Below are 19,192 nucleotides of genomic sequence, written 5' to 3'. Positions count from 1 at the left end.
GAACCGATCACACGCGGGCGAGCAGCTCCACGTGGGTCATCACGAACTCCGCGTCGTCATCCTCGGCCCACGCGGACCAGGCGTCGGCGATCTGCTGGAGATCACCCGCCGAGGCGATGCCCCTCGCGCGCGCGTCCTCCGCGAAGCGCGACCGCGTAGCGCGCTCCGCCCACGTGGATCCCCACCACTCGAGTTCGTCGGCCGTCGCGAAGATCCAGGCGCTCGCCGTGAGGCGCGTGTTCTCGAGGCCGGCGGCCCGCGCCCAGCGCCGCAGGAACCGTCCCGCGTTCGGCTCGCCATCGTTCGAACGCGCGACGCGGTCGTAGACCGCGAGCCAGTGGTCGAGGGCCGGGAGCTGGGGAGCCCAGACGCAGGTCCCGTAGTCGACGTCCCTCACCGCGATGAGCCCGCCAGGCTTCGTCACACGGCGCATCTCCCTCAGCGCGGCGACCGGGTCGGCCAGATGCTGGAGCACCTGATGCGCGTGCACCACGTCGAACTCGCCGTCAGCGAAGTCGAGCGCATAGACGTCACCCAGGAGGAACCTCGTGCGAGTGTCCCCGCGATCGGCGGCCGCGGCACGCGCAACGCCGAGTGGCTCGTCGACGACCTCGATGCCCGTGACCTGCCCGGTGCTCCCGACCCGCCCTGCGAGGTCGAGCGTTATCGAACCGGGCCCGCAACCGACGTCGAGCACGCGCATCCCCGCATGGAGCTCGGGAAGCAGGTAGGCGGCGGAGTTCTCCGCCGTGCGTCGACCATGGGATCGGAGCACGCTCGAGTGATGGCCGTGGGTGTACCTCGGTGCTGCGGAGTCATCCATGTCGGCACAGTAGCGCAGCGCCTTCGTCCGAGCATCCGACAGAACGCGGCCCAGCAGATTAGCGCACCCGCGTAGCCGCGACACCGCGCGCCGTCAGACTTCACTCAGACGGCGTCAAGATACTTAGTGCATGACTGATGGCCCCAAGATTCTCGTCGTTGACGACGAGCCAAACATCCGCGAACTCCTGTCGACCAGCCTGCGTTTCGCAGGGTTCATGGTGCGTGCCGTCGGCAACGGCGCCGCTGCGATCTCCGCCGTCATCGAGGAGGAGCCCGACCTCATCGTCCTCGATGTCATGCTCCCCGATATGAACGGCTTCGGTGTCACCAAGCGCCTCCGCGCATCCGGGTACACGAGCCCCATCCTCTTCCTCACGGCGAAGGATGACACCGACGACAAGATCGAGGGCCTCAACGCAGGCGGTGACGACTACGTCACCAAGCCATTCAGCCTCGACGAGATCGTCGCCCGCATCAAGGCGATCCTCCGCCGCACGATGCAGGCCGAAGAAGAAGCGGTCATCCGCACAGGCGAGCTCACCATGGACCAGGACACCCACGAGGTGTTCATCGGAGACGAGCCCATCGAGCTCTCCCCCACCGAGTTCAAGCTGCTGCGATACCTCATGCTCAACCCGAACCGCGTGCTCTCCAAGGCGCAGATCCTCGACCACGTGTGGGAGTACGACTTCAACGGCGACGCCGGAATCGTCGAGTCGTACATCTCCTACCTGCGTCGCAAGCTCGACCAGTTCACCGAGGAGCCCCTGATCCAGACCAAGCGCGGCTTCGGCTACATGCTGAAGGTCTCCGGGGCCAAGGCCTGACAGAGGTGGCCAGGCTCGGTCACGAGGGGAACTAGGCGGTGCCGTTCAAAGCCTGGCGCTGGGATCGGCTCTCGCTCCGCAACAAGCTGACGATCGTCAACATCACCCTGTTGACGTTCGGCATCGTCGTCGCCGGCATCGGCACGACGTTGCTGCTGCGACCGACACTCGTGTCGCAGACCGACTCGCAGCTGAGCGTCTACGCGAGCGATCCGACCCAGTTCCTCGCCGCCGACCCCTCGTCCCGGCTGATCACCTACGATGCGATCCGCATCGCGCCCTCGACGCTGTACGTCGCGGTGCTCGACGCCGAGGGCAATGTCGTCGTCGACAACTGGGGGCAGTGGCAGCGCCCGCAGGCCCTCGCGCCGGAAGTGCCCTCCGATGCCGCGAACCGAGGAAGCCAGAGCCTCTTCGACATGGAGGACCCGCTCGGCGCGACGTGGCGGACGATCACCGTGCCAGAGGGCGAGTACGCCGCCGACCAGGTCCGTGGCACGCTGCTCATCGCCGCTCCGCTCACGAGCGTCAATGCGACCATGGTCAACTTCCTCGCCATCTTCTTCGGGTTCGGGCTGACCGTCGTCATCTTCGGCGCAGCTCTGACACGAGTCCTCGTCTCCGCGACCCTGCTGCCGCTGCGCCAGGTCGAGGCGACGGCCATGCAGTTCGCCTCCGGCGACTACTCGCAGCGGCTGCCTGCTGGCACGCCGAACACCGAGGTCGGGCGCCTCTCGCGCTCGCTCAACACGATGCTGGTGCGCATCGACCATGCCTTCGACGAGCGCACCCGCACCATCGCCCAGATGCGCCGCTTCGTCGGCGACGCGAGCCACGAGCTGCGAACGCCGCTCGTCACGGTGCGCGGCTACGCCGAGCTCTACCGCATGGGCGCCCTCAACGACCCGGAGAAGGTCGGGCAGGCCATGGAACGCATCGAGAAGGAGGCCCTCCGCATGGGCGGCCTCGTCGAGGACCTCCTGCAGCTCGCGAGACTCGACGAGACCCGCGAGCTCGTAAAGGATGTCATCGACCTCGAGCCCATCGCAGAAGATGCTGCCATGGATGCGCACGCGACCTCGAAGGACCGCGTCGTCCGAGCGCTCCCCGTGCGGATCATCCAGGAGCCGCGAGATGAGGCTGACGTCCCCGGAACGGCAACCACGGGCGAGTTGCCAGCGCCGATCGAGGCGGACGTGGTGCCCGCCGGTGACGCCGCTGCCCCGGAAGCCGCCGCCGCGAGGCGCGCCATCTGGCGCAGGCGGCCTCTGCCACGGCCCGCCCTCCGCGGCTTCCCGATCCGCCGCCGCGGCGTCGAGCCGAGCACGGGTGAGGCCCCGGAAGTCGACGACGACTACGGCGACGTGCCAGCCATGGTGCACGCGAACGAGGACAAGGTTCGCCAGGCGATCTCGAACCTGCTCGGCAACGCCATGCGGTACACACCTGAGGGCTCGCCGCTGGAAGTCGGTGTCACCGTGGACCTGCCGAATCAGCTCGCGATCGTCGACATCATCGACCACGGCGAAGGTATCCCACCGCAGATCAGGCAGAAGATCTTCGAGCGATTCTGGCGCGCGGACACCTCGCGAGCCCGCGAGACCGGCGGCTCGGGACTCGGCCTCTCGATCGTCTCCGCGATCATGAAGGCGCACGACGGCGAGGTCGACGTGTTCGAGACGCCGGGCGGCGGGGCCACCTTCCGCCTCAAGTTCCCACTCCTCATGTCCGCGCCTGTGGACAGCGCCTCGTCCACAGCCCCGAACTCCTGAGGCCGGCACCGCCCTCCTCCCCCGTAGCCTTCTCGCGAAGAGCCGCCGGAACCGCTCGGCGGCCGACGAAGGGGGAACATCCATGGCCGTCTACATGGTCGACAGCGAGCAGCTGCAACTCACGGTGACCAACACGCAGGCATCCATCGGCCGCGTCCAGGCGGAGGTGGCCGCTCTGCTGGGCAACCTGACCGCCCTGGAGGGCTCGTGGACCGGCGAGGCCGCCACCGCCTTCCAGGGACTCGTGCAGCAGTGGCGAGCCACGCAGGCGCAGGTTGAGTCGAGCATCTCCACCATCAACGGTGCCCTCGGCAGCGCGAGCGCGAGCTACGGCACCGTCGAGGGTGACGTGAGGCGGCTCTTCAGCGTCTGACCGACCTGGTCCCGCTCACCCGGCGACGGCACGACGAAGCGGGCGGCTCCCTGGGGAGCCGCCCGCTTGTCTACTTGCGTGTGGTGCTTAGAAGTCCATTCCAGCGCCCGGGTCCATCGCCGGTGCGCCAGCCTTCTCGGGCTTGTCGGCGACGACGACCTCGGTCGTGAGGAAGAGACCAGCGATCGACGCTGCGTTGAGCAGCGCGGAGCGCGTGACCTTCACTGGGTCGAGCACGCCGGCCTCGATGAGGTTGACGTACTCGCCGGTTGCGGCGTTGAGGCCCCAGCCGTCTTCGAGTCCGGCGACCTTCTCGGCCACGACGCCGGGCTCGAGACCAGCGTTCGTTGCGATCTGCTTGAGCGGTGCGAGGATGCCGACCTTGACGATGTTCACGCCGGTCGCCTCGTCGCCCTGGAGGTCGAGCGAGCCGAGCACGCGAGCGCCAGCCTGGATGAGCGCAACGCCACCACCGGCGACGATGCCCTCTTCGACGGCAGCCTTCGCGTTGCGGACGGCGTCCTCGATGCGGTGCTTGCGCTCCTTGAGCTCGACCTCGGTCGCGGCTCCGGCCTTGATGACGGCGACGCCACCGGCGAGCTTCGCGAGGCGCTCCTGGAGCTTCTCGCGGTCGTAGTCGCTGTCGCTGTTCTCGATCTCGGCGCGGATCTGCGCAACGCGGCCGGCGATCTGCTCGGGCGAGCCAGCGCCCTCGACGATCGTGGTCTCGTCCTTGGTGACGACGACCTTGCGGGCGGTTCCGAGGAGGTCGAGCGTCGTGTTCTCGAGCTTGAGGCCGACCTCTTCGCTGATGACCTGACCACCGGTGAGGATGGCGATGTCCTGCAGCTGAGCCTTGCGGCGGTCTCCGAAGCCGGGAGCCTTGACGGCGACCGACTTGAAGATGCCGCGGACCTTGTTGACGATGAGCGTCGCGAGAGCTTCGCCCTCGACGTCCTCGGCGATGATGAGGAGCTGCTTGCCGGCCTGGATGACCTTGTCGACGACAGGCAGGAGGTCCTTGATGTTGGAGATCTTGCCGTTGACGATCAGGATGTACGCGTCTTCGAAGACGGCTTCCTGGCGCTCGGGGTCGGTGACGAAGTACTGCGAGAGGTAGCCCTTGTCGAAGCGCATGCCCTCGGTGAGCTCGAGCGTCGTGCCGAAGGTGTTCGACTCCTCGACGGTGACGACGCCTTCCTTGCCGACCTTGTCGATGGCCTCGGCGATGATCTCGCCGATCTGAGCGTCTGCGGCCGAGATGGACGCGGTGGCAGCGATCTGCTCCTTGGTCTCGACCTCCTTGGCGGAGGAGAGGAGCTCGGCGACGACAGCCTCGACGGCCTTCTCGATGCCGCGCTTGAGCGAGATCGGGTCGGCGCCAGCTGCGACGTTGCGGAGGCCCTCGCGGACGAGTGCCTGAGCGAGGACGGTAGCCGTGGTCGTTCCGTCACCGGCGACGTCGTCGGTCTTCTTCGCGACCTCCTTGACGAGCTCGGCGCCGATCTTCTCGAACGGGTCCTCGAGCTCGATCTCCTTGGCGATGGAGACGCCGTCGTTCGTGATCGTGGGCGCGCCCCACTTCTTCTCGAGCACGACATTGCGGCCACGTGGGCCGAGCGTGACCTTGACCGCGTCGGCGAGCGTGTTCAGTCCACGCTCAAGCCCGCGACGGGCCTCTTCGTCAAAAGCGATGATCTTCGACATATGTGTACTGCGTCCTTTCCGGACGTGGTTCGTGAGGTTCGTGGTTGGCACTCGAACGAGGCGAGTGCAAATCCATATTGGCACTCGACCCTGTCGAGTGCAAGCCACCCCACGCCTTCTCGCTGCGGGCGAACGAGCCGGGCCTGAAGAGACGCCGATGTCCGCCTGAACACGGAACGGCGCCGACCCATGAGGGCCGACGCCGTTCCCAGCCTGCGGTCAGAGCGCGCGCACGGACTCCGCCTGCGGGCCCTTGTCGCCCGCACCGATCTCGAACTCGACCTTCTGGCCCTCTTCGAGGACTCGGTAGCCCTGCATCTCGATGGCCTTGTAGTGCACGAACACATCCTGTGCAGCAGCGCCGTCGAGCGCATCCACAGTGATGAAGCCGTAGCCCTTGTCAGCGTTGAACCACTTCACGGTTCCATTCGCCATGTTTGTCTCCATTGCTCAGTAGTACTCGCAGGCGCCAACCCGCGGAGCCCTGCATGCGTGCGAGGGGGACGAACGATGGTGCCCAGGACTCGAGCAAGATACTAGGTGGCGACCTGTTGAGCGAGGAAGCCCAAAACCGGGATCACGTCACCTGGCGACGTTTTGTCTCCAGATGTTCACACGCACGGAACACACGAGCCGCATTCCCCGGAGAATCCTCGGATCATCCTCCGTGTCGAGCCACCGTGGACGCGCGAATGGCTACCCGGCGAGGTCGAGGCCGACGATGACCACGATCGTGCCTGCTGCGGCGACGTTCGGGTCGAGGACGGCGGTTCCCCCACCGAGCGACTGGACGAGGGCGAGCGCCGCAGCCTCCTGGGAGGCGTCGTTGTAGGAGACGGTCGTCGTCTCGTAGTCGGACGTCGGAGCGTCCGCCGTCTCGGTGACGTTCCAGCCCGCGGCTGCGAGCTCCGTGGTGGTGCCGCCAGCGACGCCCGCCAGCTCGGTTCCGTTGAGAACGCGCACTGAGACGTTCGGGTCGAGCTGCGGCACGACCTCGGCCGGAGCCTCCTCGACCGGCGCCTCCGCCGTCGGAGTCTCACTCGTCTCTGTCTCCGCGGTCGGGCTGAAGGAGACGGCGCCGTTGATGACCTGCATCGCGACGGCGGCAACGGCGACGATCACGACGACGGCGAGCAGACCCCAGAGCCACGAGGCGAGCTTGGCGAGGCGCGTGCGGGGCGCGCGATGCGCTCCGCGGCGGTCAAGCCCTGGTGGGATGTCGTCGAAGCGATCCTTGGGGTAATTCACGTGTCTACCGAATCCGTCCTGAGGTGGGAGAGGCGCTGGACATTCGCTGCTCGCGCCGCAACTGGCGCTCGTCCGCTCGCCGCTCGCGCGCACGCCGCAGGCGGCCGACGAGCATCGGCTGATGGACAAGCGCAGCTGGTGTCTCGATGAGCGTAGCGAGATTTCGGTAGTACTGCGTCGTCGACCAGCCGAAGCGATCCCTGATCGCTGCCGCCTTCGCCGCATTCTGCCTCGGATTCCCGTCTTCGAAATCCAGCAGCGCGCGCTCGAGGTCGCTGAGCTCCACGTCCCGTGCCATGCACGAAGTGTACGAGCAGGGTTCACCGACTGGACTCACGCAACGCGCGTATGCTCGATCCTCCCCGGCCGCTCCCAGCGGTCTCGTCGATTTTCCAGGAGGCACGGTGTCCTACGCCGTCAACAAGCCCGATTCCGAGTGGCGCGCGGAGCTCACGCCGCAGGAGTACCACGTGCTGCGCGAGGCAGGCACGGAGCGGGCCTACACGGGAGAGCTCCTCGAGGAGGGTCGCGCAGGCCTCTACACCTGCCGCGCCTGCGGCTCAGAGCTGTTCAAGGCCGGAACGAAGTTCGACTCCGGATGCGGCTGGCCGAGCTTCTACGAGTCCGTGCGGCCGGACGCGGTCGAGCTGCTCGAGGACCGCTCGCTCGGAATGGTGCGCACCGAGGTGCGCTGCGCCAACTGCGGCTCCCACCTCGGTCACGTCTTCCCTGACGGCTTCGGCACGCCAACGGGCGACCGCTACTGCATGAACTCGCTGTCGCTCTCCTTCACACCCGAGGAAGAGACCTCCGCCGAGTAAGCGCACGGGCATCCATCAACAGCCATGCGGTGCGCGGGGACGTGCACCGCATGACTATGATGGTGCCGCTGCGATTGCAGCAGGCCGACTTAGCTCAGCTGGTAGAGCACCGCTCTTGTAAAGCGGATGTCGCGAGTTCGAACCTCGCAGTCGGCTCCACGATGCGTCTTCCGGCGCACAGCCCTGACACGTCGACACCTCGTGAAAGCGGCCCGAACTATACTCGGCTGGATGCACGAGCACACGACCGCGCAGCGCACCAAGCTCCCGCAGCAGCGCACGGCCGCCAACCGCGGAGTTCTCGGGCTGACGATCGGGGCGGGCCTCGTGCTCACGCTCATCGCGATCCGCACGCTCACGGCGTCGCTCGACGACCAGCCGGCACTCGGGCCGATCACCGACTTCGTCACGCTCTCGCTGAGCGTCGTCATCGAGTCGATGCCGTTCATCATCCTCGGCATCCTGCTCTCGATCGTCGTGCAGCACTGGCTTCCGCCGGGCTTCCTCATGCGCATCCTGCCGCACACGCCGTGGCTTCGGCGTGCCGTCATCTCACTGTTCGGCATCGCGCTGCCCGTCTGCGAGTGCGGCAACGTTCCGCTCGCACGCGGCCTCGTGCTGCGCGGCTTCACGCCCGCCGAGTCGATCACGTTCCTGCTGGCGGCCCCCATCCTGAACCCCATCACGATCGTCACGACGTACCAGGCGTTCGGCTGGGACCACGGCATCCTCGCCGCCCGCATCATCGGGGGCTTCGTCATCGCGAACGTCATCGGGTTCCTCTTCAGCCGCCACCCGAAGCCACAGGACCTGCTCACACCGAGTTTCGCCGCGACGTGCGAGCTGGAGGCGAAACACGGCCACGAGACGGGCTCGAGCGTGCGCGAGCGGTTCCGCGCGAGCGCGTCGATGTTCGGTGCGGAGACCTCGACGATGCTGCCCGCGCTCTTCGTCGGATCGGCCATCGCCGGGGCCATCCAAGTCGGCGTCTCGCGCGACCTGCTCACCACCCTCGGAGAGCATCCGGTGCTCTCCGTGCTCGTGCTCATGACCCTCGGCTTCGTCATCTCGATCTGCGCGAACGTCGACGCGTTCTTCGCGCTCTCGTTCGTCGGCACCTTCATGCCTGGCGGCATCGTCGCCTTCCTCGTGATGGGCCCCATGATCGACGTCAAGATGCTCGCCCTCATGCGCACGACCTACACGAGCGCGGTCCTCGCCCGCATCACCCTCATCGTCGCGCTGTCGGCCTTCACCCTCGGACTCGGAGTGAACCTCATTGCTTGAACGACTGCTCTCCAGGTGGCGCGGAGTCGCCCTCACCCTCATCACCGTCGTCGCGACGGTATGGCTCTCGATGACCGGCGGCCTCTCGCTATACATCCACCCGCGCTACTTCGTCTTCACCTCGATCATGGCGGTCATCGGCGGGATCCTGGCGATCGCCGCGATCGCGGCCACGCCCTCCCGTGACGAGCACGACCACGACCACTCGCATGAGTCGGATGCGCTCGGCACGTCGAGCGCCCGGCGCAACAATCGACGTCCGCGCCTCGGCGCCCGCCAGCGGATCGCTGTCATCGCCTCGACGACGGTCACGCTGGTCGTCGTCGTGACGGCGTTCGTCGCGCTCATCATCGCGCCGCCCGTGACCCTGAGCTCGGCGGCCGTCGAGAACCGCTCGCTGAACGCCAACGCGCAGACCGTGGACTCTCCGATCGACGAAGGCGAGACGCTGCGCGGCCGCGACACCAGCAGCTTCACGGTCAAGGACTGGGCGGCAATGCTCCGGCAGGGCGACGGCGAGCAGCAGGTCCTGGGCGAGCGCGCCAAGCTCGTCGGCTTCGTGACCGTCGATCCGGACGCGCCGGATGCGTTCATCCTCGCCCGCTTCGTCGTGAACTGCTGCGCGATCGACGCCGCGCCTGTCGGCGTCGCCGTGCACCAGCCCGGCTGGCAGGCGAACTACCCGGTCGACACCTGGGTCGAGGTGGACGGCGCGTTCGTCACGAACCCGAGCGCGTCCAGCGCGGAACGGGTGGCGCTCATGCCCACGACCGTCACCGCCATCGACCAGCCGAGCGACCCATATGTCTACTGATCTCAGCTCGCCTGACGCCCGCACGGGACGAGGCTTCCGGAAGACGTTCATCCTCGCGGTCGTCGTGCTCGCCCTGCTCGCGGCGGGTCTCGCCGTCGGCAACATCCTGCAGGGGCCGCGCGTCGCCTCGACGGCGGTCAACGCGATCGGCACGGTCGAGCAGCAGGGCACGCGCCTCGTACTGACACCCAACCAGCGGCTGCAGGAGATCGACCCCGCACAGGTCGTCCTCGAACCGGCCGCCGCCTACAGCCTCTCGCAGGACAACGGCACCATCACGCTCACCTTCGAGCAGCTGCTCGCCTACGACACGAACTACACGCTCACCGTCACAGACGCGGTCAGCTCCTCGACGGGGGTCGCATCGACGCTCGAGACGCAGTTCACGACACCCCAGCTCGAGGTGTCGACGCTCGTGCGCGGTGCCATCTCCACGGGCGGCAGCCTCGAGGACCGTGTCGTGGAGACGAACGTCTCCGGCGGCGGTGAGCCTCGTATTCTCTTCACCGCGCCTCGCATCCAGGAGTACGCGCTGACCGACGCGTTCGTCGCCGTCGTCGAGCAGGACGCCGCGGGCCTCGGAACCGTGGGCGTCGCACCCCGCGCCGAGCCCGGCCCGGCCGTACCCCTGAACGTGGATGCGACGGGCAACTTCTCGAGTCTCGCCGCGGATGCGGAGAGTGGGCTCATCGGGTTCGTCATCGACGGGATGCACGCCGACGGGCAGACGGAGCTCGTTCGGTCGCTGTTCGTCTTCGACACGAGCGACACCTCGTTCCGGCCGAAGCAGGTCGCGGGACCAGACGGGACCCCGCTCATGGTCTCCGCGTGGGCGTTCGCCCCTCGAACCGGCGCGCTCATCGCGCAGACCCTCGACGAGCAGCTCTACCTCGTCAACGTCCTGGCGGGCACACCCGCCGAGCCGATCGGCCAGGCGCAGCACTTCCACGGCTTCGTGCCGGGCACGGCAACCGCAGTCACGTCCGGTGTCGGCGGCTACACGCTGTTCGATCTCAGCTCGGGCACCGCCGAAGCACTGACCCCCGCCCCGATCTCGCTCAGCGAGACGCAGTACCTCACGCAGACGAGCGTGCTCAGTCCAGATGGGACGCAGATCTCAGCCGTTGCGGATGCGGCTGCCGGGCTCGCCGACGTCACGGTCGAGCTCGCCGACACGGCTGGGCAGCGGACGCTGTTCGACCCGGGCGAGAGCGGCGAATGGCTGCGCGACATCTGCGTCTCCCCCAACGGCCAGTACCTCGCCGTCGAGACGGGGCTCGGCGCGCAGGGGCCGGACGGCTACGCGGTGCTCCCTGGCATGAAGCAGTCGACGACCACCGTCATCGACATCGCGAGCGGCGCGGAACTGCGTCGGCTCACCGGCTTCCTGACCTCGTGGTGCCGCTGACGGCTACCAGCGGTCATCCGTCTGTGCTGGCATGACGAAGGGCCTCACCCGCGGGGGTGAGGCCCTTCGGCGTCGAACGCCCTGGTTACTTGGCCGCGCGCTTCTCCGCGCGGAGCTTCGAGACCTCGTACATCGTGATGCTCGTGGCGATTCCGGCGTTGAGTGACTCGGTGGCCCCGTCGATCGGGATCGAGACGATCGCGTCGCAGTGCTCGGTGACGAGGCGCGAGAGGCCCTTGCCCTCGCTGCCTACGACGATGAGCAGCGGTGAGGTCGCAAGCTCTAGCGAGGGCAGCGACACGTCGCCGTCGCCGTCGAGGCCGATGACGAACACGCCGGCCTTCTTGTACGCCTTGATGGTGGCCGTCAGGTTCGAGGCCATGGAGACGGGGAGACGCGAAGCGGCACCTGCCGAGGTCTTCCACGCCGAGGCGGTCATACCGACCGAGCGACGTTGCGGCACGATGATGCCGTCGCCACCGAACGCGGCCACCGAGCGCACGATGGCACCGAGGTTGCGGGGGTCGGTGATGCCGTCGAGCGCGACGAAGAGCGGGTTGCGACGGCGCTGGATGGCGCGGTCGAGCTCCTCCATGGGGTCCGCGTACGTGTAGGCCGGCACCTTGATGATGACGCCCTGGTGCACCGCGTCGCGGCCCGCCATGCGATCGAGCTCGGGGCGCATGACCTCGAGGATCGGGATCTTGCGCTCGGTGGCGATCTTGAAGATCTCCTTGACGCGCTCGTCCATCTCGCCCCGGGCGGCGACGTAGAGCGTCGTCGCCGGGATGCCGGCGCGGAGCGCCTCGACGACCGAGTTGCGGCCGGTGACGAGTTCCGTGCTGTCGTCGGTGCGGGCGCGGCGGGGCGCCCCGCCCTCACGCTGCGCCGGACGCGGCTTGGAGCCGCCACGAGCAGCCTCGAGGCGTTCCTTCGCCGCCTTGCGCTTGCCGGCGACGTGCCAGGAGCGGTCCTCGGCGCGAGGCGTGTTGCCCCGACCTTCGAGGGACTTGCGGCCATTGCCGCCGGTGCCCTTCGTGGGGCCCTTCTTGCTGCGATTTCCGCGCGAGTTCGTGCTCATGCCTTCTCCAACGTCCAGAAGCTGCCGTTCGGCGAGTCTTCAATCTGCACGCCGGCTGCTGCCAGCGTGTCTCGAATCTGATCTGCGCGGGCGAAGTCCTTCGCACCGCGGGCTTGCGTGCGCTCGACGAGCAGCGCATCGACGAGGGCGGCGAGGGCCGTCTCGCCCGTCGCATCCACTCCCCCGCTCCACTGCTCAGCGCGTGGGTTGATGCCGAGGATGTCGAGCATCGCGGTGACCTCACGGCCGGCGCGCGCCGCCGCGTCGGGGGCGCCGGTGTCGAATGCCTGGTTGCCGGCGGTGATGGCCTCGTGCAGCGCGGCGATGGCTTGAGGGACTGCGAAGTCGTCGTTCATCGCCGCGACGAACGCCTCGGGCAGGTTGGCGAGGCTCGGCGGCGCGTCCTCGACGATGGATGCGAGCAGACCTGCCCGCTCGGCACGCTCGAGGAACGCCTCGACGCGCGCGAAGGATGCCGCCGCCTCGTCGAGCGAGTTCTCACCGATCTCGATCGTCGAGCGGTAGTGGGCGGATCCGAGGAAGTAGCGAACGACGATCGGACGCGCGGCGGCGAGGAGATCGGCGGCCGAGACGGTGTTGCCGATCGACTTCGACATCTTCTGCCCGGCAACCGACACGAGGCCGTTGTGCACCCATGTGCGAGCGAACTCGAGGCCCGCCGCGCGGGACTGCGCCAGCTCGTTCTCGTGGTGCGGGAAGCGGAGATCTCGTCCGCCGCCATGGATGTCGAAGGTCGGCCCGAGGTACTTCGTCGACATGGCCGAGCATTCGATGTGCCAGCCCGGTCGCCCCGAACCCCACGGCGAAGACCAGGCCGCCGAGTCCGGCTCGCCCGGCTTCTGTCCCTTCCAGAGGGCGAAATCGGCGGCGCTCCGCTTCCCTCGGCTGGGGGCCTCCCCCTCCGCCATGTCCTCAGGACGCTGGTGGGTGAGCTCGCCGTAGCTCGGCCAGCTGCCGGTGTCGAACCACACGTCGCCGCTCTCGTCGGCCGCTGCATAGGCGTGGCCGCGCTCGATGAGCAGCGAGATCAGCTGCTGCATCTCCGGGATGGAGCCGGTCGCGCGGGGCTCGTACGTGGGCGGGCGGATGCCGAGAGCCGAGTACGCCGCGTTGAACTCGCGTTCGACTCGGTACGCGAGCGCCCACCACGGCTCGTCCGCCGTCGCGCCGGCGAGGGTCTTGTCGTCGATGTCCGTGACATTGCGAACCAGCGTCACGCGCGACCCGGTCGCCTCGAACCATGCACGGAACTGGTCGTAGACCAGCGCAGAACGCAGGTGACCAGCGTGCGGCGCGGACTGCACCGTCGGCCCGCAGACGTACAGCGAGACCTCGCCTGGCACGAGCGGCGTGAAGTCGCCGAGTGCTTGCGTCTGCGTGTCGTAGATGCGCTGATTCACTGCACCAGCATACGCGTCGGGGCCGCACGGACGAGTGAACGTCCCTGCGGCCCCGACGATGAAGCGTGTGGCGTGTGCCGAACGACAGTCCCGAGGGAGACCGCCGATGTCAGCCGACTAGGACGCGAGGACCTTGTCGAGCACGTCTCCGGCCTTCTCCTCGTCGGTCTTCTCCGCGAGAGCGAGTTCCGAGACGAGGATCTGCCTGGCCTTCGCGAGCATCCGCTTCTCTCCAGCGGAGAGACCGCGGTCCTGGTCGCGGCGCCAGAGGTCGCGGACGACCTCGGAGACCTTGATGACGTCGCCAGAGGCGAGCTTCTCAAGGTTCGACTTGTACCTGCGGGACCAGTTCGTCGGTTCCTCGGTGATGGGGGCTCGCAGAACCTCGAACACACGGTCGAGACCGTCCTGTCCGATGACATCGCGCACTCCGACCAGGTCGACGTTGTCAGCAGGGACCTCGATGACGAGGTCTCCCTGTGCAACGTTCAACTTGAGGAACGTCTTCTCTTCACCCTTGATGACTCGGATCTTCACCTCTGAGATGGTGGCCGCGCCGTGATGGGGATAGACGACTGTCTCCCCGACCTCAAACTGCATAAATACAAGCCCCTTTCGGCACCTAAGAGTACCATGTCAAAAGGGCCCATCCGAGGGTGGAAGTGGTAGAGTCCGCCGCCGCGTCGTCCGGGAGCTGCAGCTAGATCAGATAGGCTTGCTTCATCCTGTGAATTCGTGCGGCGACAGTCGCACGGTCCGAACCTGGAGGCTCCAGACGTGAAGATCCGCGCCGTCGCGTCCGTCACCCTTGCCGCCGTAGTCGCGGTTGGGCTTGCCGGCTGCAACTACATCTCCCCCCAGCGCACGACGACCCAGTACTCGGCGAGTGACGGCACGAACGCCAACGTCGGCGAGCTCGAGGTTCGCAACGCGATCCTCATCACCGACACGCTGACGGGCACCGACGTCACCGACCGTGCCAACCTCATCTTCGCGGTCGTCAACCACACAGGCAGCGCCGGTTCGCTCGACATCACCTACACGGGACTGATCAACGGCGTCGAGCAGGACGTCGTCGTGACCGTCCCCGTCGACGCCGCCGCAGGCGTGACCCAGGTCGGCTTCGGCGAGGGCGCCAGCGTACTCCTCGAAGGCATGGACTTCGCCCCGGGCTCGACCCACGAGGTGACGTTCACCGCGACACTCGACGGCGAGCAGTCGGTGCAGGCCGTCAGTGTTCCCGTCCTCGACGGCACGCTTCCGGAGTACTCGACGCTCGTGCCTGGGCCCGCTCAGACCGAGCCGCCGGCCGCACCGCCGAGCATCGCCCCGACCCCGGCCCCCACCGAGGAGCCGGAAGAGGGCGGCACGGCCTAGCCGCCACCCGCAGACCGCCGAGAAGGGCGCATCCACCCGGATGCGCCCTTCTTGCGTTCACCTGGCATGGGCCAGGAGCGAGCTCAGCCCTCGTAGCGGTAGCCCAGGCCACGAACGGTGACGAGCCTGACCGGTGTCGACGGCTTGTCCTCGATGCGGCTGCGGATGCGCTTGATGTGCACGTCGAGCGTCTTCGTGTCGCCGTAGTAGTCGGGCCCCCAGACGCGGTCGATGAGCTGGCCGCGGGTGAGCACGCGTCCCGAGTTGCGCATGAGGTACTCGAGGAGCTCGTACTCCTTGAGCGGCATCGGCGTCACCTTGCCGGAGACCTCGAGCGTGTGACGGTCGAGGTCCATGCGCACCTCGCCGACCTCGATGATGCTGTCGTCCTCGCTTTCCTCCTCCTGCTCGTTGCGGCGGAGCACGGCACGCACACGCGCCAGCAGCTCGCGCGTCGAGTACGGCTTCGTGACGTAATCGTCGGCGCCGAGCTCGAGCCCCACGACGATGTCGACCTCGCTGTCCTTCGCCGTGAGCATGATGATCGGCACCTTCGAGGTGAGGCGGATCTGCTTGCACACCTCGGTGCCTGGAACGCCGGGGAGCATGAGGTCGAGGAGCACCAGGTCGGCGCCGTCGCGGTCGAACAGATCGAGCGCGTCAAGTCCGGTCTCGGCGACTGCGACGTCATACCCCTCCCGTCCGAGGAGGAAGGAGAGCGGCTCGTGCAGTGCTGATTCGTCTTCGACGAGGAGGATGCGGGTCACGGTGGTCATTGTGCATATCTTTCGTGAACATTGAGTGACGTGGACGCGGACCGGCGCGTCACGGCTCGCGTGATGCGCGCGGTGAGCGACGGGACCTTGGATCTGGTCAGGCGGAGCGCCGCTCGGTGAACCGCTGCAGGTCGATCTCCTCGACGACGGAGTCCGCGGAGGGCAGACGCACGGTGAAGGTCGATCCCTTGCCAAGCTGCGACCAGACGCGGACGTCACCACCGTGGTTCTCCGCGACGTGTCGCACGATGCTGAGGCCGAGGCCGGTTCCACCGGTCCGGCGAGAGCGCGCCTGATCGACGCGGAAGAACCGCTCGAAGATCCGCCCCTGGTCCTCCGGGGCGATGCCGATGCCCTGGTCGGAGATCGCGACCTCGACCGTGTCGTCGACGAGCCGCGTGCCGATGCCGATGCGCGAGTTCGTCGACGAGTACTGGACGGCGTTGGAGACGAGGTTCGTGAAGCACATGAGCAGGTGGGTCCGCTCGCCGTACACGAACGCATCCACGTCGTCGCCGAGTACGATCTCGACCCCGGCGACGTCGGCCGGGACGCGTGACTGATCGACGGCGAGCGAGAGGATCTCGTGGATGGAGATCAGCTCCGGATGCGCGAGGGAGTCGCTCGACTGCAGCCTCGACAGCTCGATGAGCTCGTTGGTGATCGATGCGAGGCGCAGGCTCTCCTTGCTGAGGCGCCCCGTGAAGTACTTGACCTGCTCTTCGTCGCCCGCGGACTCCGCGATCGCCTCGGCGAGGAGTGTGACCGCCCCGATCGGCGTCTTGAGCTCGTGGCTGACGTTGGCGACGAAGTCCCGCCGCACGCTCTCGACGCGCAGCGCCTCGGTTCGATCCTCGGCCAGCACCAGGAAGAACCTCGTGGAGAGGGGCGCGGCTCGCACGCGGACGTGGATCTCCGAGCGGCCGAACGGGCCGCGCGCGATCTCGAGGTCCCGTGTGACGGCCTCGCCCTGCCTTCTGGCCTCGTCGACGACGGCACCGACCCGCTCGTCGAGGCGCCCGCCGGGGCGGACGAGCCCTTTCGAGGTGGCTCCAGGGGACGACTGGTAGACGTTCCTCGAAGGGTCAGTGACGATCACGATGGAGTCGAGGGCGCCGAGCAGATGCTCGATGCCCTCTGGGAGGCGGGGTGAGAAGGCAGCTCGCGCCTTTGCCTGCCGTACTGAGGCGACGTGGAGCAGCCAGACGAAACCTGCGCCCAAGAGGAAGCCGAGTACGATCGCAAGGACCACTGCGACGGACGAGTCCATGTGCCCAGCATATGGGCCATCGGATGTGTCACCCGTCGTACACGAGTCCGTTACCTTGGCTCCGTAGACTCGCCCGCGAAGGCAGCGTCACTCCCAAGGCACCGGACGACCGGTCTTCCCAGAACTACGGGCAGCGGCACATCGCTCGTTGCCACGAAACAGAGGATAAACATGCGCGAAGTTTTCCAGCAGGAACTCGCTGAGGTCAGCAACGGCCTCGTGGAGATCGCCCGCCACGTCGAGTCCGCCATGCAGCGCGCCGCCGTTGCGTTCACCACATCCGACGTCGCCCTCGCCGAGCAGGTCATCTCCGACGATGCCCGCATCGACGAGCTCGCGATCGCCCTCGATGAGCACACCATCGAGATCATCGCCCGCCAGTCCCCCGTGGCACGCGACCTCCGACTCGTCGTGAGCGCGCTGCGCATCAGCTCGTCCCTCGAGCGCATGGGAGACCTCGCGGCGCACATCGCGGCGCTCGCCCGCTACCGCTTCCCGGGCGGCGTCGGCCCGAACACGCTCCGTCCGGTGTTCGCCGAGATGAGCCGACTCGACGTCGCGGTTGCGCGTCAGCTCGTCGCCCTGCTCGACGCGGGCAACGACGAGGAGACGAACCGCATCGCCGACGAGATCAAGGCGAGCGATACACAGATCGACGACCTGCACCGCAGCACGTTCGACGCGCTCCTGTCCGACGACATCCAGGCGCAGAGCGTCGAGGTCGTCGACGCGACGCTCGCGAGCCGCTACTTCGAGCGCTTCGCCGACCACGCGGTCTCGATCGCGCAGAAGGTGCAGTACCTGACGAGCGGCGAGTGGATGCAGGAGAAGGAGCCGTCCACGCCCGTCGCACCGGTCACCCCGGGCGCGTAGCACCACGCACCTCACCACCGACTGCACCCCTGCCGCCGGTGTTCCTCCGGGAACGCCGGCGACCAGGGGTGCAGTCGTCTGTTCTCGGGCCGCATGTCGCCGCCCGCGGGTTGCTTAATACAGCGGGCACTGTATTAATGGGTGCATGACAACCGCGACCACCTCACGCCTCGAGGTCATGAACCGCCTCGGGCGCGCCATGGCCGATCCCTCGCGGTCCCGCATCCTCATGCGCCTGCTGGACGGCCCCGACTACCCCGCCCGTCTCGCCGCGGACCTGGAGCTGACGCGGCAGAACGTGTCGAACCACCTGACCTGCCTTCGTGACTGCGGCATCGTCGTGGGGAAGCCGGAAGGCAGGCAGACGCGATACGAGATCGCCGACCCGCACCTGACCCAGTCGCTCACGACGCTCGTCGGCGTCGTCCTCGCCGTCGACGAGGCCGCCCCGTGCCAGGACGCGTCCTGCCCGGTGCCAGGCTGCTGCGAGCCTGTCTCGTGACCGAGCGACCCACCTCGACGCCGAAGATCGCAGCAGACACCAGTCCCGGCGGCGTCGGTGCCGCACGCGGGAACCGGGAGGCGCGCCGCGCGCTGCTGCAGCGCCGCATCCGCCTGGTCGTGACGTTCACGATCGCCTACAACGTGATCGAGGCGGCCGTCGCGCTGAGTGCGGGCGCAGCCTCATCCTCGGCGGCCCTCATCGGGTTCGGCCTCGACTCGATCATCGAGGTGCTCTCAGCCGCAGCGGTCGCCTGGCAGTTCACGCGAAAGGATCCGGAGCTCTGGGAGAAGCCGACGCTGCGCGTCATCGCGATCGCCTTCTTCGCGCTCGCCGCCTATGTCACGATCAGTTCGGTGCTCGCGCTCACATCGGGCTCCGACGTCGAGCACAGCACCGTCGGCATCGTGCTCGCCGCCGTGAGCGTCGTCCTGATGCCGTTCCTGTCGCTCATCGAGCGACGCACCGGGCGCGAGCTGGGCTCGGCGACGGCCGTGGCCGACTCGAAGCAGACCCTGATCTGCACGTACCTGTCCGCCGCCGTCCTCCTCGGCCTCGTGCTGAACTCGCTCTTCGGCCTGGCGTGGGCCGACGCGGTGGCCGGGCTCGTCATCGCCGCCTTCGCGGTGCGCGAGGGCATCGAGGCCTGGAAGGGCGATGCCTGCGCGACGTCGGTCGGGATGCTCCTGGAAGATGAGCACGAGCACGACCACGAGCACGAGCACGACGACCACTGACAATCTTCCTGGTCACTGGTGATCGCGAACGAGGAGCTCCCCGTCCGATGACGGGGAGCTCCTCGTTCGCGTG

Annotated in this window: 21 protein-coding genes and 1 tRNA gene; 12 read left to right on the top strand and 10 right to left on the bottom strand. The window is 67.7% G+C overall.

Translation table 11 applies throughout. From position 1 onward, the window contains the following. Window positions 1-7: 7 nt before the first annotated feature. A complete protein-coding gene (locus ACQFZP_RS01290) occupies window positions 8-823 on the bottom strand; it encodes a methyltransferase domain-containing protein (RefSeq protein ID WP_211890084.1) in 816 nt (271 codons plus the stop codon). A gap of 130 nt (window positions 824-953) precedes the next feature. Between ACQFZP_RS01290 and ACQFZP_RS01285 the strand changes: the two genes are divergently transcribed. The 3 genes from ACQFZP_RS01285 (at window position 954) to ACQFZP_RS01275 (ending at window position 3,797) form a co-directional block, all read left to right on the top strand. Beyond that, window positions 954-1,652 (top strand): response regulator transcription factor, encoded by a 699-nt coding sequence (locus ACQFZP_RS01285; RefSeq protein WP_068479813.1) that lies wholly within the window; start codon window positions 954-956, stop codon window positions 1,650-1,652. 38 nt (window positions 1,653-1,690) lie between these two features. Further along, the gene (locus ACQFZP_RS01280) at window positions 1,691-3,424 is read left to right on the top strand and encodes a sensor histidine kinase (RefSeq protein WP_211890083.1); all 1,734 of its coding nucleotides are present in this window, start codon (window positions 1,691-1,693) and stop codon (window positions 3,422-3,424) included. 82 nt (window positions 3,425-3,506) lie between these two features. Further along, the gene (locus ACQFZP_RS01275) at window positions 3,507-3,797 is read left to right on the top strand and encodes a WXG100 family type VII secretion target (RefSeq protein WP_104312476.1); all 291 of its coding nucleotides are present in this window, start codon (window positions 3,507-3,509) and stop codon (window positions 3,795-3,797) included. A gap of 87 nt (window positions 3,798-3,884) precedes the next feature. Here the strand turns inward: ACQFZP_RS01275 and groL are convergent, their stop codons facing one another. The 4 genes from groL to ACQFZP_RS01255 all read right to left on the bottom strand — a co-directional run bounded on the left by groL (window position 3,885) and on the right by ACQFZP_RS01255 (window position 7,050). Continuing rightward, window positions 3,885-5,504: a chaperonin GroEL gene (gene groL / locus ACQFZP_RS01270; protein WP_104253821.1), complete on the bottom strand. Its 1,620-nt coding sequence runs from the start codon at window positions 5,502-5,504 to the stop codon at window positions 3,885-3,887. A gap of 219 nt (window positions 5,505-5,723) precedes the next feature. Then, on the bottom strand, window positions 5,724-5,939 hold the full coding sequence (locus tag ACQFZP_RS01265; RefSeq protein ID WP_068479823.1) for a cold-shock protein: 216 nt from the start codon (window positions 5,937-5,939) through the stop codon (window positions 5,724-5,726). Between the two features lie 261 nt (window positions 5,940-6,200). Continuing rightward, a complete protein-coding gene (locus tag ACQFZP_RS01260) occupies window positions 6,201-6,752 on the bottom strand; it encodes a LytR C-terminal domain-containing protein (RefSeq protein WP_104312477.1) in 552 nt (183 codons plus the stop codon). A 4-nt stretch (window positions 6,753-6,756) separates the two neighbouring features. Further along, window positions 6,757-7,050, bottom strand: a complete 294-nt coding sequence (locus tag ACQFZP_RS01255) for a DUF3263 domain-containing protein (RefSeq protein WP_104253823.1) — start codon at window positions 7,048-7,050, stop codon at window positions 6,757-6,759. A gap of 106 nt (window positions 7,051-7,156) precedes the next feature. Here ACQFZP_RS01255 and msrB point away from each other — a divergent pair, with 106 nt between their 5' ends. The 5 genes from msrB (at window position 7,157) to ACQFZP_RS01230 (ending at window position 11,082) form a co-directional block, all read left to right on the top strand. Further along, window positions 7,157-7,573: a peptide-methionine (R)-S-oxide reductase MsrB gene (gene msrB, locus ACQFZP_RS01250; RefSeq protein ID WP_179556323.1), complete on the top strand. Its 417-nt coding sequence runs from the start codon at window positions 7,157-7,159 to the stop codon at window positions 7,571-7,573. Window positions 7,574-7,656: 83 nt separating this feature from the next. Further along, a tRNA-Thr gene (locus tag ACQFZP_RS01245) sits at window positions 7,657-7,732 on the top strand. Window positions 7,733-7,804: 72 nt separating this feature from the next. Continuing rightward, window positions 7,805-8,860 (top strand): permease, encoded by a 1,056-nt coding sequence (locus ACQFZP_RS01240; RefSeq protein ID WP_211890082.1) that lies wholly within the window; start codon window positions 7,805-7,807, stop codon window positions 8,858-8,860. Beyond that, the gene (locus ACQFZP_RS01235) at window positions 8,853-9,674 is read left to right on the top strand and encodes a TIGR03943 family putative permease subunit (RefSeq protein ID WP_104312480.1); all 822 of its coding nucleotides are present in this window, start codon (window positions 8,853-8,855) and stop codon (window positions 9,672-9,674) included. Before ACQFZP_RS01240 ends, ACQFZP_RS01235 begins: the two co-directional genes overlap by 8 nt. Next, window positions 9,664-11,082, top strand: a complete 1,419-nt coding sequence (locus tag ACQFZP_RS01230) for a hypothetical protein (RefSeq protein ID WP_211890081.1) — start codon at window positions 9,664-9,666, stop codon at window positions 11,080-11,082. The genes ACQFZP_RS01235 and ACQFZP_RS01230 overlap by 11 nt, the downstream gene beginning before the upstream one ends. 85 nt (window positions 11,083-11,167) lie before the next feature. On the opposite strand, the gene rlmB is transcribed toward ACQFZP_RS01230, so the two are convergent. From rlmB to ACQFZP_RS01215, 3 genes are all read right to left on the bottom strand, one after another. Beyond that, complete coding sequence (gene rlmB, locus ACQFZP_RS01225) at window positions 11,168-12,163, bottom strand: 23S rRNA (guanosine(2251)-2'-O)-methyltransferase RlmB (protein WP_104312482.1); 996 nt, start codon at window positions 12,161-12,163, stop codon at window positions 11,168-11,170. Further along, window positions 12,160-13,584, bottom strand: coding sequence for a cysteine--tRNA ligase (cysS, locus tag ACQFZP_RS01220; protein WP_104312483.1), 1,425 nt, complete (start codon window positions 13,582-13,584; stop codon window positions 12,160-12,162). Before cysS ends, rlmB begins: the two co-directional genes overlap by 4 nt. Before the next feature lie 117 nt (window positions 13,585-13,701). Beyond that, window positions 13,702-14,184, bottom strand: coding sequence for a CarD family transcriptional regulator (locus ACQFZP_RS01215; protein WP_068479837.1), 483 nt, complete (start codon window positions 14,182-14,184; stop codon window positions 13,702-13,704). 177 nt (window positions 14,185-14,361) lie between these two features. Here ACQFZP_RS01215 and ACQFZP_RS01210 point away from each other — a divergent pair, with 177 nt between their 5' ends. After that, window positions 14,362-14,961 carry a DNA modification methylase gene (locus ACQFZP_RS01210; RefSeq protein WP_104312484.1) on the top strand — a complete coding sequence of 200 codons (600 nt, stop codon included), beginning with the start codon at window positions 14,362-14,364 and terminating at the stop codon, window positions 14,959-14,961. Between the two features lie 83 nt (window positions 14,962-15,044). Here the strand turns inward: ACQFZP_RS01210 and ACQFZP_RS01205 are convergent, their stop codons facing one another. Together ACQFZP_RS01205 and ACQFZP_RS01200 are read right to left on the bottom strand one after the other, a co-directional pair. Next, window positions 15,045-15,728, bottom strand: coding sequence for a response regulator transcription factor (locus ACQFZP_RS01205; RefSeq protein ID WP_179557116.1), 684 nt, complete (start codon window positions 15,726-15,728; stop codon window positions 15,045-15,047). Between the two features lie 106 nt (window positions 15,729-15,834). Further along, window positions 15,835-17,007 (bottom strand): sensor histidine kinase, encoded by a 1,173-nt coding sequence (locus ACQFZP_RS01200; RefSeq protein WP_104253832.1) that lies wholly within the window; start codon window positions 17,005-17,007, stop codon window positions 15,835-15,837. A 171-nt stretch (window positions 17,008-17,178) separates the two neighbouring features. Between ACQFZP_RS01200 and phoU the strand changes: the two genes are divergently transcribed. From phoU to ACQFZP_RS01185, 3 genes are all read left to right on the top strand, one after another. After that, on the top strand, window positions 17,179-17,880 hold the full coding sequence (gene phoU / locus ACQFZP_RS01195; RefSeq protein ID WP_104241934.1) for a phosphate signaling complex protein PhoU: 702 nt from the start codon (window positions 17,179-17,181) through the stop codon (window positions 17,878-17,880). A gap of 145 nt (window positions 17,881-18,025) precedes the next feature. Further along, complete coding sequence (cmtR, locus tag ACQFZP_RS01190; protein WP_104312485.1) at window positions 18,026-18,382, top strand: Cd(II)/Pb(II)-sensing metalloregulatory transcriptional regulator CmtR; 357 nt, start codon at window positions 18,026-18,028, stop codon at window positions 18,380-18,382. 26 nt (window positions 18,383-18,408) lie between these two features. Further along, entirely contained in the window at window positions 18,409-19,119 is a 711-nt protein-coding gene (locus tag ACQFZP_RS01185) for a cation transporter (RefSeq protein ID WP_211890733.1), read from the top strand. Window positions 19,120-19,192: the final 73 nt, after the last annotated feature.

It is taken from the genome of Pseudoclavibacter sp. Marseille-Q434, from assembly GCF_050315415.1.
In the GTDB taxonomy this organism is placed as follows: Bacteria; Actinomycetota; Actinomycetes; order Actinomycetales; family Microbacteriaceae; genus Pseudoclavibacter.
The sequence above is the reverse complement of the archived record's forward strand: the minus strand, read 5'-3'. Positions and strand labels throughout refer to the sequence as shown.

Coding starts and splice junctions, on each gene's coding strand:
- rlmB (WP_104312482.1), bottom strand. CDS start 12,163: ATGAGCACGAACTCGCGCGGAAATCGCAGCAAGAAGGGCCCCACGAAG.
- groL (WP_104253821.1), bottom strand. CDS start 5,504: ATGTCGAAGATCATCGCTTTTGACGAAGAGGCCCGTCGCGGGCTTGAG.
- ACQFZP_RS01265 (WP_068479823.1), bottom strand. CDS start 5,939: ATGGCGAATGGAACCGTGAAGTGGTTCAACGCTGACAAGGGCTACGGC.
- cmtR (WP_104312485.1), top strand. CDS start 18,026: ATGACAACCGCGACCACCTCACGCCTCGAGGTCATGAACCGCCTCGGG.
- ACQFZP_RS01240 (WP_211890082.1), top strand. CDS start 7,805: ATGCACGAGCACACGACCGCGCAGCGCACCAAGCTCCCGCAGCAGCGC.
- ACQFZP_RS01230 (WP_211890081.1), top strand. CDS start 9,664: ATGTCTACTGATCTCAGCTCGCCTGACGCCCGCACGGGACGAGGCTTC.
- phoU (WP_104241934.1), top strand. CDS start 17,179: ATGCGCGAAGTTTTCCAGCAGGAACTCGCTGAGGTCAGCAACGGCCTC.
- ACQFZP_RS01275 (WP_104312476.1), top strand. CDS start 3,507: ATGGCCGTCTACATGGTCGACAGCGAGCAGCTGCAACTCACGGTGACC.
- ACQFZP_RS01290 (WP_211890084.1), bottom strand. CDS start 823: ATGGATGACTCCGCAGCACCGAGGTACACCCACGGCCATCACTCGAGC.
- ACQFZP_RS01285 (WP_068479813.1), top strand. CDS start 954: ATGACTGATGGCCCCAAGATTCTCGTCGTTGACGACGAGCCAAACATC.
- ACQFZP_RS01200 (WP_104253832.1), bottom strand. CDS start 17,007: ATGGACTCGTCCGTCGCAGTGGTCCTTGCGATCGTACTCGGCTTCCTC.
- ACQFZP_RS01215 (WP_068479837.1), bottom strand. CDS start 14,184: ATGCAGTTTGAGGTCGGGGAGACAGTCGTCTATCCCCATCACGGCGCG.
- ACQFZP_RS01255 (WP_104253823.1), bottom strand. CDS start 7,050: ATGGCACGGGACGTGGAGCTCAGCGACCTCGAGCGCGCGCTGCTGGAT.